Source organism: Mesorhizobium sp. WSM4822 (assembly GCF_055811155.1).
The window spans coordinates 16,836-29,842 of the sequence record NZ_JBVVQM010000018.1 but is presented as its reverse complement, the minus strand read 5'-3'; the positions used below and the strand labels follow the sequence as shown (position 1 = coordinate 29,842).

The window sequence follows — 13,007 nt, the reverse complement described above, 5'->3', positions numbered from 1 at the left end:
GTGCGGCGCTGGATGGGGGCCTAGCGCATCTTGGCCGCCGCCGCCAGCCCCCTTCCACCATGTTCCTCGCCGCATGACCGAAGCTTCGCCCTGGTGGACGCCTGACGTTCACGCCGACCGCCGCCCGCGGCTGATGCTGCGCAACGGCATCGCCGCCAGCCTGCGCGACTGGTTCGCCGCCCATGATTTCGTCGAGGTGCAGACGGCCGCGCTACAGGTCTCACCCGGCAACGAGGCGCATCTGGCGGCTTTCGCCACCGAAGCGGTCGGACCGGACGGTGCCCGGTCACCGCTCTATCTCCACACCTCGCCGGAATTCGCCTGCAAGAAGCTGCTCGCCGCCGGTGAGGTCAGGATATTCAGCTTCGGTCCGGTCTATCGCAACCGCGAGCGCGGCGCCTTGCACCATCCCGAATTCACCATGCTCGAATGGTATCGCGTGGGCGAAGCCTATGAGAGCCTGATGCTGGATTGCGCGGCCTTCCTGGCGCTGGCCGCGACAAGGGCAGGGGCTACTCTTTTCTCGTTTCGTGGCCGCGACTGCGATCCGTTCGCCGAGCCGGAACGGCTGACGGTGGCAGATGCCTTCTCTCGCCATGCCGGCATCGATCTGCTGGCCACGGTCGCCGCCGACGGCAGCACCGATCGCGACGCGCTATACGCCGCCTTGATCCGGGCCGGCATGCGTACCGCGCCCGACGACAGCTGGGCCGACCTGTTCAGCCGGGTGATGGTGGAAAAAATCGAGCCATTCCTCGGGCAGGGACGAACGACCATCCTGTGCGAATATCCGGTGGCCGAGGCGGCACTGGCACGGCCGAGCCCACGCGACCCGCGCGTGGCGGAGCGTTTCGAGCTCTATTGCTGCGGCGTCGAGCTCGCCAACGGCTTTGGCGAACTGACCGACGCCAAGGAGCAGCGCCGGCGCTTCATCATCGAGATGGACGAGAAGCAGCGCATCTATGGCGAGCGCTATCCGCTGGACGAGGATTTCCTCGCCGCCCTTGCCATCATGCCGCCGGCCAGCGGCATCGCGCTCGGCTTCGACCGGCTCGTCATGCTGGCGACAGGCGCGCAAAAAATCGAGGACGTGATCTGGACGCCTGTTGCCTGAGGCGCGGAAAGATCTGGCCTATTCGATTCCAGGGATCAAGACTGGACCGTGACCCCGAACCAAGAGACCACATGACCGGTACTGGATTTCACGGTCAATCGGGAAGATCTACAGTGGCTGCTTCTGAAACGGTCGAAATCGCCATTGTCGGCGCCGGAGTTGTCGGGCTGGCGACGGCACTTCGCCTTGTCGCGGACGGCCGCGAAGTCCTGCTCATCGATCCGAACGAGCCGGGCTCCGGCGCGTCATCAGGCAATGCCGGAACGATCGCCGAATATGCCTGCATGCCGGTCGGCACTCCTGCGGTGCTGCGGGCGTTGCCAAAGCTGCTGCTTGATCCCGACAGCCCGTTTTCGCTGCGCTGGCCAGCGCTGCTGCAGCTGGCGCCATGGCTCGTTCGGTTCATGCGGCAATCGCTGCCGGCGGCCACCCGGGCCAATGCGCTGGCGCTCGCCGGACTGCTGGCCGACGCCCTCCCGGCCTGGGAAGACATGGCCGGGGAGGCCGGGCTGGAGGACCAGCTGCGCCGCAATGGCTGTCTTTACCTCTATCGCCGCGAGAGCGATTTTGCCGCTGGCGCCGGCGGCCGGGCAATGCGCGCTGGGCTTGGCATCCACCAAGAGGTGCTGACTCCCGAAGAGGTGGCGGCGCTTGAGCCGGGCCTGCCGGCGACAGCAGCGCATGGCGTGTATTTTCCCGATTCGATCAATGTCACCGATCCGGCAATGGTGATGCGGCGGTTGCTGGGCGCGGTGAGTGCCCGTGGTGCATCGGTGAAGCAGGCTGAGATCACCGGACTGCAGGTCGAAGCTGACGGTGTCCAGCTCAGCGGACCCGGCGTTCGCATCAAGGCTGGCACGGTGGTGATCGCCGCCGGTGCACGGTCGCGCGCACTGGCCGCGCAGGCCGGCGACAGGATTCCGCTCGAGACCGAGCGCGGCTACCATCTGGAATTCCAGACCGACGCGCCGCTGCTCAACCGACCTGTCTGTCCCGTCGATCTTGGTTTCTACCTGACGCCGATGGCTGGCCGCTTGCGGGTCGCCGGCACCGTCGAACTCGGCGGCCTGGTCGCGCCGCCAAATCCGCGCCGGCTGGCGCTGCTTGACCGTGGCGCCAGGCAAATTTTTCCCAGGCTCGGCTCGCCTGCCTCGCATTGGCTCGGCTTCCGGCCATCTCTGCCGGATTCCAGGCCGGTCATCGGCGCTTCGCACGGCAGCTCCCGCGTAATTCATGCTTTCGGGCACGGCCATCTCGGCCTGACGCTGGCTCCGATCACCGCGCGGCTGGTCGCCGACTTGATCGGCGGACGCGGCGATCCGGCTCGGCTCGCACCTTTCGCGGCGGGCCGTTTCGGCCGTTGATCGACCGATGCCCTCGATCTGAGTTAGTGCGCGAAAATCTGCTCCAGCGAGCGAAAACCCTTGAATTCCAGGGCATTGCCCGAGGGGTCGCGGATGAACAGCGTTGCCTGTTCGCCGGGTTCGCCCTTGAAACGCACCATCGGCCGTTCCAGCCAGTCGATGTCGTCGCGCGCCTCCAGCCGCGTCGCCAGGCGCTGCCAGTCGTCCATCAGCAGCACCGCGCCGAAATGCGGAATCGGCACGACAATGCCGTCGACCCTGCCGTCACTGGGGGCCTGTGCGGCCTGCGGACGCAGATGCGCCGACATCAGGTGGCCGTAGAGGTCGAAATCGACCCAGGTCGCGGATGAACGGCCGATCGCACAGCCCAGCACCTCGCCATAGAAAACGCGGGTTTCATCGAGATCACGGACCGGGAAGGCGAGATGGAAAGGCGTCATCGAAATGCTCCGTGCAGGCTGCGAACCGATTTTGCGTGACAGGGTTCGCGATTTGAACCGCCCACCCTGCATTTTGATTGAAGCCTATGCCATTGCACAAGCCGGACCGGAACAATAGATGGGTGGGCAACGGCCGCACACCGGCCGCACCAGCAGGATTTCAGGCATGACCGATATATCAGACGCAGCAAAATTGACCGACCGCGTCGCGGCTCTGGTCGAGGCTGCCAAAAAGGCCGGCGCCGATGCCGCCGACGCGGTGGCCGTGCGCGGCCGCTCGACCGGCGTGTCGGTGCGTCTCGGCAAGGTCGAGGCTACGGAAGCCTCCGAGAGCGAGGATGTGGCGCTGCGTGTTTTCGTCGGCGGCCGCGTGGCGAGTGTCTCGGCGACAGCGGCGTCCGACCCGAAAACGCTGGCCGAACGCGCTGTTTCCATGGCGAGAGTGTCGCCTGAGGATCCCTATCAGGGGTTGGCCGACCCGGCATTGCTGGCCAAACAGACACGCGATCTCGATCTGTTCGACGCCACCGAGGTGTCCGCCGACCAGTTGAAGGAAGCCGCATTGGCGGCGGAGGCGGCAGCGCTTGGCGTCAAGGGCGTGACCAATTCGGCCGGCGCCAGCGCCGGTGCCGGCCTCGGCGGCCTGGTGCTGGCCACCTCGCACGGCTTCCTCGGCCACTATGTCGGCTCGCGGTTCTCGCGCTCGGCCAGCGTCATCGCCGGCGAGGGCACCGGCATGGAGCGCGACTATGAATTCTCATCGCGCCAGCACTTTGCCGATCTCGATGCGCCCGAGGACATCGGCCGCAAGGCCGGAGAACGCGCGGTGCGCCGCATCGGCGCGCGCAAGGCAGCGACCGGGCCGGTCGACGTCGTGTTGGACCCACGCGTCGCGCGCGGCATCGCCGGCCATCTGGCCGGCGCCATCAACGGCGCTTCGGTCGCGCGCAAGACCTCGTTCCTGCGCGACATGATGGGCAAGCAGGTGGCCGCCTCCGCCATCACCGTCACCGACGAGCCGCTCAGGCGGCGTGGCCAGGCCTCGCGTCCGTTCGATGGCGAAGGCGTCGAGGGCGAAAAGCTGTTGATGGTCGAGAAGGGCGTGCTCAACCACTGGTTCCTGTCGACCTCGGCTGCAAGGGAACTGGGCCTCGTCACCAACGGCCGCGGCGCGCGCGGCGGCTCCTCCGTGACGCCATCCTCCACCAATCTCGCCATCGAACCGGGCGAGCGGTCGCCGGAAGAGCTGATCAAATCGCTCAGGACCGGCTTCTACGTCACCGAAGTGTTCGGCCAAGGCGTCGACATGGTCACCGGCGAATACAGCCGTGGCGCCTCGGGTTTCTGGATCGAGAACGGTGAACTGGCCTATCCGGTCGCCGAGGTCACCATCGCGTCGAACCTGAAGACGATGTTCCTCAACATGGTGCCGGCCGATGACCTCGACCGCAATTTCGGCACCGCCGCCCCAACGCTCCTGATCGAAGGCATGACCCTTGCCGGAGCATGACCTCCCCATAGCCGGGGCCACCGAAGATTTGCCGCTGCTGCGCGATGCCGCCCGCGAGGCGGGGCTCATCGCCATGCGCTACTTCGGCAACAGCCCGCAAGTCTGGATGAAGGGCGGCACATCGCCGGTCAGCGAGGCCGACCACGCCGCCGACGCCTATCTGCGCGAAACATTGCTGGCGGCGCGGCCCGATTATGGCTGGCTGTCGGAAGAGACGGTCGACGATCCGGTCCGGCTTTCGGCACGCCGCACCTTCGTCGTCGACCCGATCGACGGCACGCGCGGTTTTCTGGAAGGCCAGCGCACCTGGTGCGTCAGCGTCGCCGTCGTCGAGCGTGGCCGTACGCTGGCCGGCGTGCTGGAATGCCCGGCGATGGAGGAAACCTATTGGGCGCTGCCCGGCCAGGGTGCCTTCCGCAACGGCAAGCGCATTGCGGTTCGCAAGCTGGCGGACACGGCCGAGATTTCCGGACTGAAGCAGTTGACCGACCTGATGCCGGCCGAATGGCAGGCGCGGCTGAAGCGGGCGCCCTACAGCCCTTCGCTCGCCTATCGGCTGGCCATGATCGCCAATGGCTCGCTGGATGCCACTTTCGTCAAGCCGAGCGCGCATGACTGGGATATCGCGGCGGCCGACCTCATCCTGCGCGAGGCCGGCGGCCAGCTGCTCGACCAGCATGGCCGTGCTCCACTTTATGCCGGCGAGGTGACCCGCCACGGCGCCCTTGCTGCCGGCAGCGGTGAATTGCTGGCCGTGCTCGCCGGCGTCATCGCCGGCCTGGACGCGTGAAGGCGTTTTCCCCGGCGAGATGAATTCATCTCGCCCTAAAGGTTCCAAAGTTGGCGGCTTTGGTCTAGACCTGTGACAAACTCACGATATGTGAAGGACCGACATGGCCGCGGAAGACGGAAAGAAACAGCTTTTGCATCTGGTGTTCGGTGGCGAACTCAAGAAGCTTGGCGGCACCGAATTCCGCGATCTCGAGGGCCTCGATATCGTCGGCATCTATCCCGACTATCAATCCGCGCACACGGCGTGGAAAGCCAAGGCGCAAGCCAGCGTGGACAACGCCCACATGCGTTACTTCGTCGTTCATCTGCACCGGCTGCTGGACCCCGACAACAAGGCTGCCGGTTGACTTCGATGGAGCATGACCTGGCGAAAGGGCCAGCAAGCGATGCCGCGCCCACGGGCAGGGGACGCAGCCGCACGACCAAGGCCTTCTGGCGCAAGATTCGCCAACCGCTGGCGCAGTCGCGATTCGTCAAGAACGCCATCGCCAGCCTGTTCGCCCAGTTCGTGCGCTTCGTGCGCCTCACCAATCGCGTCGTCGAGGGATCGGCACGGTTTTCGGGCGGTGCCTATACCGCATTCGAGCCTGGCATCATCGCCTTGTGGCATGGCCAGCATCTGCTGACGCCAGCCTATTACCCCAAGCGCAAGCCGCTGGTCGCCATGGTTTCGCGCAGCGCTGATGCCGAGCTCAACGCCTTGATGCTGGAAAAATTCGGCATCGAGGCAGTGCGCGGCTCCGGCGGGCGCGAAAATGCCAGGCATCTCGACAAGGGCGGGGCAAAAGCGCTTATCGCCCTGAAAAAGTCGCTCGCCGTCGGCAAGAACGTCGCCATGATCGCAGATATTCCGCACGGCACGCCACGAGACGCAGGGCTTGGTATCGTTCTCCTGGCTCGCCTCTCGGGCCGGCCGCTTGTGCCTGTCGCCATCACCACCAGCCGCCGCAAGGTGCTGGAGAAGAGCTGGGACAAGACCACCATCAACCTGCCGTTCGGCCGTTCGTCGATCGTCATCGGTCAGCCGATCTTCGTGGCGGCCGGCGCCGATGACGCCGAAATGGAGCGCAAGCGCCAGGAAGTGACGACCGCGCTCAATGCCGCGACCGCCGAGGCCTACCGTCTCGTGGATGCTCCGCGATGAGCGGCCGCTGGGCGCGAGCCATGCTGTCGGCATACCGTTTCGCAGGTGCGGCCGCCTATCCGCTGGTCGGGCCCTATGTGGCCTGGCGCACCTCGCGCGGCAAGGAAGACCGCTACCGCCGCCGCGAGCGCTATGGCGTCGCCGGCCGCGCGCGCCCCGACGGGCCGGTGATCTGGATCCACGCGGCGAGCGTCGGCGAGACCATCGCCGTCGTGCCGCTGGTCGAAAGCATTCTCGACTACGGCGTCAACATCGTGCTGACGACGGGCACGGTCACCTCGGCGCAGGTCGCCGATGAGCGTCTCGGTGACCGGATCATCCACCAATACGTACCGCTCGATCTCAAGCCGGCGGTCAGCCGGTTCCTCGATCACTGGCAGCCCGATCTGGCGATCATCGCCGAATCCGAGATCTGGCCGATGACCATCCTCGAGCTTGGCGCGCGCCGCGTGCCGCAGGTGCTGGTCAATGGCAGGCTGTCCGACCGCTCGTTCAAGTCGTGGAAGAAACGGGCCAACATCGCCGAGGCGTTGTTCGAGAACCTGGCTCACGTCGTGGCGCAGTCGGATGTCGATGGCGAGCGGTTTCTGGCGCTCGGCGCCCGGCCGGTCACCGTATCGGGCAATCTCAAGGTCGATACCTCGCCGCCGCCCGTCGACGAACGGGCGCTGGCGACGCTGCGGCGGCAGATAGGCACGCGCCCGACCTGGGCGGCGATCTCGACCCATGACGGCGAGGAAGTGGTCGCGGCTGAAGTCCACGCGACGCTGCACAAACGCCATCATGGTCTCCTTACGATCGTCGTTCCGCGTCATCCCGATCGCGGCGAGGCGCTTGCGGCGCAGATTTCCGGCATGGGCCTGAAGGTCGCGCGGCGCAGCAAGGGCGACAGGATCGCCGCCGACACGGATATATTGCTCGGCGACACGATCGGCGAGATGGGACTTTATCTCCGGCTGACCGAAATCGCCTTCGTCGGCCGCTCGCTGACCTCCGAGGGTGGCCAGAACCCGCTGGAACCGGCCATGCTCGACACCGCGGTTCTCGCCGGGCGCAATGTGCAGAATTTTCGCGAGGCCTACCAGCGTCTGCTCGACAGCGGCGGCGCCAAGCTGGTGCGCGATCGCGACATGCTGGCCGGCGCCGTCAATTTCCTGCTGACCAACGAAGTGGCGCGCCACGAGATGATGGCGGCGGGTGTGGCGACCGTCGACGAGATGCGTGGCGCGCTGGCGCGCACGCTGAAATCGCTTGAGCCCTACATCCAGCCGTTGGTCGTCAAGTCGCGCCTGAAGGGCGCGAACGGTCGCTAGCGTGGCCTCCGAAGCACCACCATTCTGGTGGGAAGAGCCGGACTGGCGGGTCCTGGCATTGTCGCCGCTATCGGCCATCTATGCGGTCGCCGCCGGCCGCGGCATGCGGCGGGCCAAGCGCGAGAAGATCGAGGCACCCGTTCTGTGCATCGGCAATTTCACGGTTGGCGGCACCGGCAAGACACCGGTGGCCATCGCGCTCGCCGAACAGGCCAAGCGCATGCATCTCAAACCAGGCTTCCTGTCGCGCGGCCACGGCGGCTCGTTCGCCGAGCCGCATGTCGTCGATATCGATCACGACAGCGCCCGGCATGTCGGTGACGAACCGCTGCTGCTCGCCGAACACGCGCCGGTGGCGGTGACACCGAACCGCGCCGCCGGCGCCCGGCTGCTGCTGGAACGCAATGGCTGCGATTTCCTGATCATGGATGATGGGTTTCAGAGCGCCCGCATCCACATCGATTATGCGCTGGTCGTCGTCGATGCGCGCTACGGAATTGGCAATGGCCGCGTCATTCCGGGAGGGCCGCTCAGGGCCAAAATCGTCGACCAGTTGGTCTTCACCAGCGGGCTGTTGAAAATGGGCGAGGGCACCGCCGCCGACGCAGTGGTCCGCCAGGCGGCACGCGCCGGCCGGCCGATCTTCGAGGCCCATACAGAGCCAAGCGGCAAGGCAGGGCTTGCCGGCAAGCGGTTCCTCGCCTTCGCCGGTATCGGCCATCCCGAGAAATTCTTCGACACGGTGCGCGAAGCCGGCGGCGAACTGGCGTTGACGCGGCCGTTTCCGGACCATCATTTCTATGCCGAGGACGAACTTGCCGAGTTGGTGGCGACCGCACGCGCCGAAGGGCTGGTGCTCATCACCACCGCCAAGGACGCCGCCCGGCTGCGCCACGGCGCCTCACAGGACTTTCTCGACCGGCTCGAGGTGCTGGAGATCGACACTGTCTTCGAACTCGATCACGTTCCCGAGCGCATCATCGACGAGACGCTCGATGCCTGGCGCCAGCGCAAGCTGAAGGGTTAACCGCGCTTGCGCAGCTCCGGATGCATCTCGATTTCGCGGCGCAGCGAGGCGGTGGCGCTGATGTAGGGCTCCTGCCTGGCGACGCTCCAGTATTTCAACTCGTCGAGCGGAATGGTTTCGCCTGTCACCGCGCAACGCACGAACGCGCCGGGACTGGTAACCTGGAAGTCGCCATCCAGATAGCGGATGCGGGCTTCCTTGCCGCCGGGGCCTTCGAAACGGTTCATCATGCGGGGACGCCAGGGTTCATGAGGATTTCATCGCCATAAATTCCCGGCGAGGTCAAGCATGCGACAAGCCTGAGACAATGCTGAACGCTTATTGTGAGGCGGAAAAATGGTGTTGGTGGGCCGCAATGGACATTTCCTCCACTCGTCTTCCCGCCTTGCTCAGGGAAGTGATGACGCCGCAGGCCGTGCCCTCGGGGCAGGCCGATCCAGTCATGACGGCACTGGTCAAGGCGCTGGTCCAACCGCCGGCGCCGTCTCTGCTCGCACAACAGACAGCGCCAGCGCTGTTGACTTTGCCGGCCGCGCCAATGGCCGTCAAATCGCAGCAGATCGCATCGGCTGGCATCGTCGATGCCTATCTTGCCCAACTTGAGACGGGCGAAGAGGCGGCGTTGGCAACGATCGCGGCGAGAAAGGCAAAACCCGAAGCCGAAACGCCGCGAGCCTTCTTGCCGCCTTCGACAACGGCCAATGATAATGCTCCTGCCAGGGTTGCGGGGCTGTCATTGCTGTCGCTTATCCCGCCGCAGGCTCCAGTCCCGCGCAACGCTGCCGCTTTGGGTGCATTGGCGGGCAGGCACAGGCCGGCCAATCAATCCCATGGTGCGGCGCCGAACCCTGAGCACTTGCTGGTGAAGGTCGGCTTTGTTTCGATAGTGGCCGGTTTGCTGGGAACCGTGATCCTTGGGTTCGTTCTGTTGTTGCTTCGCTGAGCTTCGAATCGGCTGGTTCTCGATATATGCCCGGCGGAAGGCCTACCGCTCGGCTTCGATGAACGCCTCGATCTTTTCCGGCGCCAGCCCGGCCTCCGCCGCGATGCGGCGGGCGAGGTCGGCGGCTGCGGCGCGCGGCCGGCCGATCGGCCGGTCGAGCCAGTAGGACACCGGATTGAGCGCGGTGCGCTCATCGACGGGGGTGATGCGGCCCGATTGCAATTGATGTCCGGTCAGGGGTGGGCGTGCCAGCGCGATGCCAAGCCCATAGGCGGCGGCGTCGAGCACCAGATTGTAGTCCTCGAAGCGACGGTCCTGCGGGCGCGGGCGATAATCCATGCCTTGCGCGGCAAACCAGGCGCGCCAGGCAGACGCGTCGGAATCGTTGATCAGCGGATATTTGAGCAGCCGGGCAGGGTCGCCGCGGCCGATCTCGCAGGCAAGCTCGGGTGACGCGACGGGGAAGACATGTTCCTCGAAAAGCTGCACCGAGACGCGGCCCGGAATGCCGCCGCGTCCACAGCGGATGGAGAGATCGATGCCCTCATCGGCAAGGTCGGCCTGGCGGATATCGACATCGAGCACGATGCGCAGCTTCGAGGGATTGTTCTCCAGAGCCGCCATGCGCGGCATCAGCCACAGCCCGCTGACCGAGGGGATCGAGGTCAGCCGCACCACCGCCGTGCCACGCGGCTCGACCCAGCGGTCGGAATGGGTCGATATCAGCGCAAAGGCTTCCGCCGTGCGCAGATGCAGCCGGTTGCCCTCGATCGTCAGCGAGACGCCGCGCGCCCCACGGTCGAAGACTTTCAATCCCAGCCAGTCCTCGAGCTTGGCGATCTGCCGGCTGACGGCGCCATGGGTGATGTTGAGCTTTTCGGCGGCCGCCGAAAAGCTGCCTGTTCGCGCCGCCGCATCGAAGGCGCGCAGTGTTTCGAGCGGTACCATTGTGTCCGAGCTGTGATCCATAGTCACAGGTGATCCTCGATTTGGTCGTTTGTCAACTGGCCTGAAATGGCGTTTTCTGCCTTTCAGGACGGAAGAATGCGAGGGCAGTGAGATGAACGCAATGACGGGCACGTTGAATTCGACACAGCGGATGGACACCACGGCAGCCATTGCTGTCGCGCTGACGGTGGTTGGTTGGGCCTCCGCCTTTCCGGCGATCCGCGCCGGTCTCGCTGCCTTCGGACCGCTGGAACTCGGCGCGTTGCGCTTTGCCATCGCCGCGGTGCCGGCGGCGATCTTCCTGGCCATCAAGCGCCCGGCGCTGCCAAGGCTCGACGAAGTGTGGCGCCTGGTCTTTGGCGGCGCCATCTTCGTCGCGCTCTACACCGTCATGCTCAATTTCGGCGAACTGACCGTCTCTGCCGGTGCCGCCGGCTTCATCATCAATGTCAGCCCGATCTTCACCGCCATCATGGCGATGGTCCTGCTGGGCGAGCGCTTTTCGGGCATGGCCTGGGCCGGCACGGTGATTTCCTTCGCCGGCATTGGCGTCATCGCCATGGCCGACGGGAATGGACTGTCTTTTAACACCGGTGCTCTTCTGGTGCTTGGTTCGGCCTTGTGCTCGGCCGTCAACACCATCGTCCAGAAGCCGCTGTTTGCCCGCCATCATCCGTTGACCATCTCCGCTTCGAACATGGTGCTCGGCGCACTATGCCTGGCGCCCTTCCTGCCGTCGGCCTTTTCGCAGGCGGCGGTTGCCGACACAGCAGGCCTCGGCGCCGTCATCTTTCTTGGCATCGTGCCCAGCCTGATCGCCTATGCCGCCTGGGCGACCGCACTGTCGCGTCTGCCCGCCGCACGTGCCTCCAACTTCCTCTATCTGGTCTCGCCGATGTCCGCGCTGATCGGCTTCTTCTGGCTGGGCGAAGTCCCCACGCTGCTCGGCATAATCGGCGGCGCGCTGGCGCTGGGCGGTGTCATCGTGGTGAATTTGAAGAGATGAATATTGCCGGCCGTCCGCTTCCCTCATTCGGGAACGATGCCTCGGTCAAACGCGTTTAGCCGGTGTTTATTCGACGGAGGTCCGAATGCCGGGTGCAACGACGCACCGACGCATGCAACTGGGTGATCTATCCATTTTCTATCGCGAGGCAGGGCCGCCAGAAGCACCTGTCTTGCTGTTGCCGCACGGCTATCCCTGCTCTTCGTTCCAATTCCGCCGACTGATGCCGGCGCTCGCCGACCGCTGGCGGACGATTGCATTCGACTGGCCGGGCTTCGGATACAGTGGCACACCCGATCCGGCCGCCTTTGGCTATGATTTCGACGCCTATTCCCACGTGCTTTCCAAGCTTGCCGATGAATTCGGTCTCGAACGCTACGCCTTGTGGCTGCATGATTATGGCTCGCAGATAGGACTCCGGCATGCGATCTCGCACCCGGAGCGGATCAGCGCCTTGATCATCCAGAACGGCGACATCTACGAGGACGTGCTTGGCCCCAAATACGCCACGATCAAGGCCTGGTGGACCGACAAGACGCCCGACAAGCACCGTCCGCTCGAGGCCGCGGTAAGTGAGGACGGGTTCCGGGCCGAGTTCATCGGGGAAGTGTCTGACGACGTCGCCGCGCGCGTGCCGCCCGATCTCTGGAGCCTCCACTGGCCATTGATGAACACGCCGGCTCGTCGGCAGATCGCCGTCGGTCTGATGGAGAAGCTGGAAGCCAATCTCACCTGGTTCCCGCGCTACCAGGCCTATTTGCGTGAACACCATCCGCCCACGCTGATCCTTTGGGGGCCAGAGGATGGCTATATGCCCGCGGCATCGGCACGGGCCTATCATCGCGATTTGCCCGATGCGGAATTGCATCTGATCGAGGGGGCGGGTCACTGGCTGCTGGAGACACATTTCGACGACGCGCTGCCGCTGGTCCGCGATTTCCTGGCTCGTGTTCACGACTGATCTCACCCGGCGTCCGCTACGCTCAGTTGCTGTCCGCCTGACTGAAGGAGAACCTCATGCCGACCAAACCGACCATCGCGCGCATCTGGCGCGGCCGCACCCGCCGCGACGTTGCCGACGCCTATGAGCCATACCTGCGTGCGGAGGGTATTCCGCCCCTCGAGAAGACAGCGCTTGGCGTCCAATTGCTGCGCGAGGACCGCGATGCCGAGACGTGGTTCACAACCATCTCGTATTGGGCCGACATGCAGGCGATGACCGCCTTTACCAAAGGCGAACCGACCAAAGTCCATCATCTGGACCGTGATGCCGAGTTCCTGATCGAACTGCCGGAACGGATCGACATCCACCGGATACTTGTCGATCGTCAGGGACTGCGCTGAACGGCGAATCTGGTGGTTCGCAATCTCGCCTTCTTCGCGGTGATGTCGCTGATCTGGGGCTG

At 65.2% G+C, this 13,007-nt stretch carries 15 protein-coding genes; 12 read left to right on the top strand and 3 right to left on the bottom strand.

From position 1 onward, the window contains the following. Positions 1-73 precede the first annotated feature (73 nt). Positions 74-1,114 carry an EF-P lysine aminoacylase EpmA gene (gene epmA / locus AC0L3E_RS30680; RefSeq protein ID WP_128308911.1) on the top strand — a complete coding sequence of 347 codons (1,041 nt, stop codon included), beginning with the start codon at positions 74-76 and terminating at the stop codon, positions 1,112-1,114. A 113-nt stretch (positions 1,115-1,227) separates the two neighbouring features. Further along, positions 1,228-2,478, top strand: coding sequence for an NAD(P)/FAD-dependent oxidoreductase (locus AC0L3E_RS30675; protein ID WP_473606410.1), 1,251 nt, complete (start codon positions 1,228-1,230; stop codon positions 2,476-2,478). A gap of 23 nt (positions 2,479-2,501) precedes the next feature. Here the strand turns inward: AC0L3E_RS30675 and AC0L3E_RS30670 are convergent, their stop codons facing one another. Continuing rightward, positions 2,502-2,918: a VOC family protein gene (locus AC0L3E_RS30670; protein ID WP_473606409.1), complete on the bottom strand. Its 417-nt coding sequence runs from the start codon at positions 2,916-2,918 to the stop codon at positions 2,502-2,504. A gap of 166 nt (positions 2,919-3,084) precedes the next feature. On the opposite strand from AC0L3E_RS30670, the gene AC0L3E_RS30665 reads away from it, so the two are divergent. The 6 genes from AC0L3E_RS30665 to lpxK all read left to right on the top strand — a co-directional run bounded on the left by AC0L3E_RS30665 (position 3,085) and on the right by lpxK (position 8,704). After that, on the top strand, positions 3,085-4,428 hold the full coding sequence (locus AC0L3E_RS30665) for a TldD/PmbA family protein (protein WP_256748388.1): 1,344 nt from the start codon (positions 3,085-3,087) through the stop codon (positions 4,426-4,428). Beyond that, positions 4,415-5,218, top strand: coding sequence for a 3'(2'),5'-bisphosphate nucleotidase CysQ (locus AC0L3E_RS30660; RefSeq protein WP_473606408.1), 804 nt, complete (start codon positions 4,415-4,417; stop codon positions 5,216-5,218). The genes AC0L3E_RS30665 and AC0L3E_RS30660 overlap by 14 nt, the downstream gene beginning before the upstream one ends. Before the next feature lie 103 nt (positions 5,219-5,321). Then, complete coding sequence (locus AC0L3E_RS30655; protein ID WP_127257990.1) at positions 5,322-5,567, top strand: DUF4170 domain-containing protein; 246 nt, start codon at positions 5,322-5,324, stop codon at positions 5,565-5,567. Between the two features lie 5 nt (positions 5,568-5,572). Next, positions 5,573-6,364: a lysophospholipid acyltransferase family protein gene (locus tag AC0L3E_RS30650; RefSeq protein ID WP_473606407.1), complete on the top strand. Its 792-nt coding sequence runs from the start codon at positions 5,573-5,575 to the stop codon at positions 6,362-6,364. Next, the gene (gene waaA / locus AC0L3E_RS30645; protein ID WP_027038607.1) at positions 6,361-7,677 is read left to right on the top strand and encodes a lipid IV(A) 3-deoxy-D-manno-octulosonic acid transferase; all 1,317 of its coding nucleotides are present in this window, start codon (positions 6,361-6,363) and stop codon (positions 7,675-7,677) included. Before AC0L3E_RS30650 ends, waaA begins: the two co-directional genes overlap by 4 nt. A 1-nt stretch (position 7,678) precedes the next feature. After that, the gene (lpxK, locus tag AC0L3E_RS30640; protein WP_473606406.1) at positions 7,679-8,704 is read left to right on the top strand and encodes a tetraacyldisaccharide 4'-kinase; all 1,026 of its coding nucleotides are present in this window, start codon (positions 7,679-7,681) and stop codon (positions 8,702-8,704) included. On the opposite strand, the gene AC0L3E_RS30635 is transcribed toward lpxK, so the two are convergent. Further along, positions 8,701-8,934, bottom strand: coding sequence for a DUF2093 domain-containing protein (locus tag AC0L3E_RS30635; protein ID WP_128288671.1), 234 nt, complete (start codon positions 8,932-8,934; stop codon positions 8,701-8,703). The genes lpxK and AC0L3E_RS30635 overlap by 4 nt on opposite strands. Positions 8,935-9,011: 77 nt before the next feature. On the opposite strand from AC0L3E_RS30635, the gene AC0L3E_RS30630 reads away from it, so the two are divergent. Then, entirely contained in the window at positions 9,012-9,647 is a 636-nt protein-coding gene (locus AC0L3E_RS30630) for a hypothetical protein (RefSeq protein ID WP_245469965.1), read from the top strand. A gap of 42 nt (positions 9,648-9,689) precedes the next feature. Here AC0L3E_RS30630 and AC0L3E_RS30625 read toward each other — a convergent pair whose 3' ends face one another. After that, positions 9,690-10,616 carry a LysR family transcriptional regulator gene (locus AC0L3E_RS30625; protein ID WP_473603108.1) on the bottom strand — a complete coding sequence of 309 codons (927 nt, stop codon included), beginning with the start codon at positions 10,614-10,616 and terminating at the stop codon, positions 9,690-9,692. Between the two features lie 91 nt (positions 10,617-10,707). Between AC0L3E_RS30625 and AC0L3E_RS30620 the strand changes: the two genes are divergently transcribed. The 3 genes from AC0L3E_RS30620 to AC0L3E_RS30610 all read left to right on the top strand — a co-directional run bounded on the left by AC0L3E_RS30620 (position 10,708) and on the right by AC0L3E_RS30610 (position 12,945). Beyond that, positions 10,708-11,601 (top strand): DMT family transporter, encoded by an 894-nt coding sequence (locus tag AC0L3E_RS30620; protein ID WP_127320849.1) that lies wholly within the window; start codon positions 10,708-10,710, stop codon positions 11,599-11,601. Between the two features lie 85 nt (positions 11,602-11,686). Continuing rightward, on the top strand, positions 11,687-12,562 hold the full coding sequence (locus AC0L3E_RS30615) for an alpha/beta fold hydrolase (protein WP_473606405.1): 876 nt from the start codon (positions 11,687-11,689) through the stop codon (positions 12,560-12,562). 56 nt (positions 12,563-12,618) lie between these two features. After that, the gene (locus AC0L3E_RS30610; RefSeq protein ID WP_127330641.1) at positions 12,619-12,945 is read left to right on the top strand and encodes an antibiotic biosynthesis monooxygenase family protein; all 327 of its coding nucleotides are present in this window, start codon (positions 12,619-12,621) and stop codon (positions 12,943-12,945) included. Positions 12,946-13,007 lie beyond the last annotated feature (62 nt).

Excerpts from the sequence above, each read along its gene's own strand:
- epmA (WP_128308911.1), top strand. The coding sequence starts at position 74 with ATGACCGAAGCTTCGCCCTGGTGGACGCCTGACGTTCACGCCGACCGC.
- AC0L3E_RS30670 (WP_473606409.1), bottom strand. The coding sequence starts at position 2,918 with ATGACGCCTTTCCATCTCGCCTTCCCGGTCCGTGATCTCGATGAAACC.
- AC0L3E_RS30665 (WP_256748388.1), top strand. The coding sequence starts at position 3,085 with ATGACCGATATATCAGACGCAGCAAAATTGACCGACCGCGTCGCGGCT.
- AC0L3E_RS30655 (WP_127257990.1), top strand. The coding sequence starts at position 5,322 with ATGGCCGCGGAAGACGGAAAGAAACAGCTTTTGCATCTGGTGTTCGGT.
- AC0L3E_RS30650 (WP_473606407.1), top strand. The coding sequence starts at position 5,573 with ATGGAGCATGACCTGGCGAAAGGGCCAGCAAGCGATGCCGCGCCCACG.
- waaA (WP_027038607.1), top strand. The coding sequence starts at position 6,361 with ATGAGCGGCCGCTGGGCGCGAGCCATGCTGTCGGCATACCGTTTCGCA.
- AC0L3E_RS30635 (WP_128288671.1), bottom strand. The coding sequence starts at position 8,934 with ATGATGAACCGTTTCGAAGGCCCCGGCGGCAAGGAAGCCCGCATCCGC.
- AC0L3E_RS30630 (WP_245469965.1), top strand. The coding sequence starts at position 9,012 with ATGCTGAACGCTTATTGTGAGGCGGAAAAATGGTGTTGGTGGGCCGCA.
- AC0L3E_RS30625 (WP_473603108.1), bottom strand. The coding sequence starts at position 10,616 with ATGGATCACAGCTCGGACACAATGGTACCGCTCGAAACACTGCGCGCC.
- AC0L3E_RS30620 (WP_127320849.1), top strand. The coding sequence starts at position 10,708 with ATGAACGCAATGACGGGCACGTTGAATTCGACACAGCGGATGGACACC.
- AC0L3E_RS30615 (WP_473606405.1), top strand. The coding sequence starts at position 11,687 with ATGCCGGGTGCAACGACGCACCGACGCATGCAACTGGGTGATCTATCC.
- AC0L3E_RS30610 (WP_127330641.1), top strand. The coding sequence starts at position 12,619 with ATGCCGACCAAACCGACCATCGCGCGCATCTGGCGCGGCCGCACCCGC.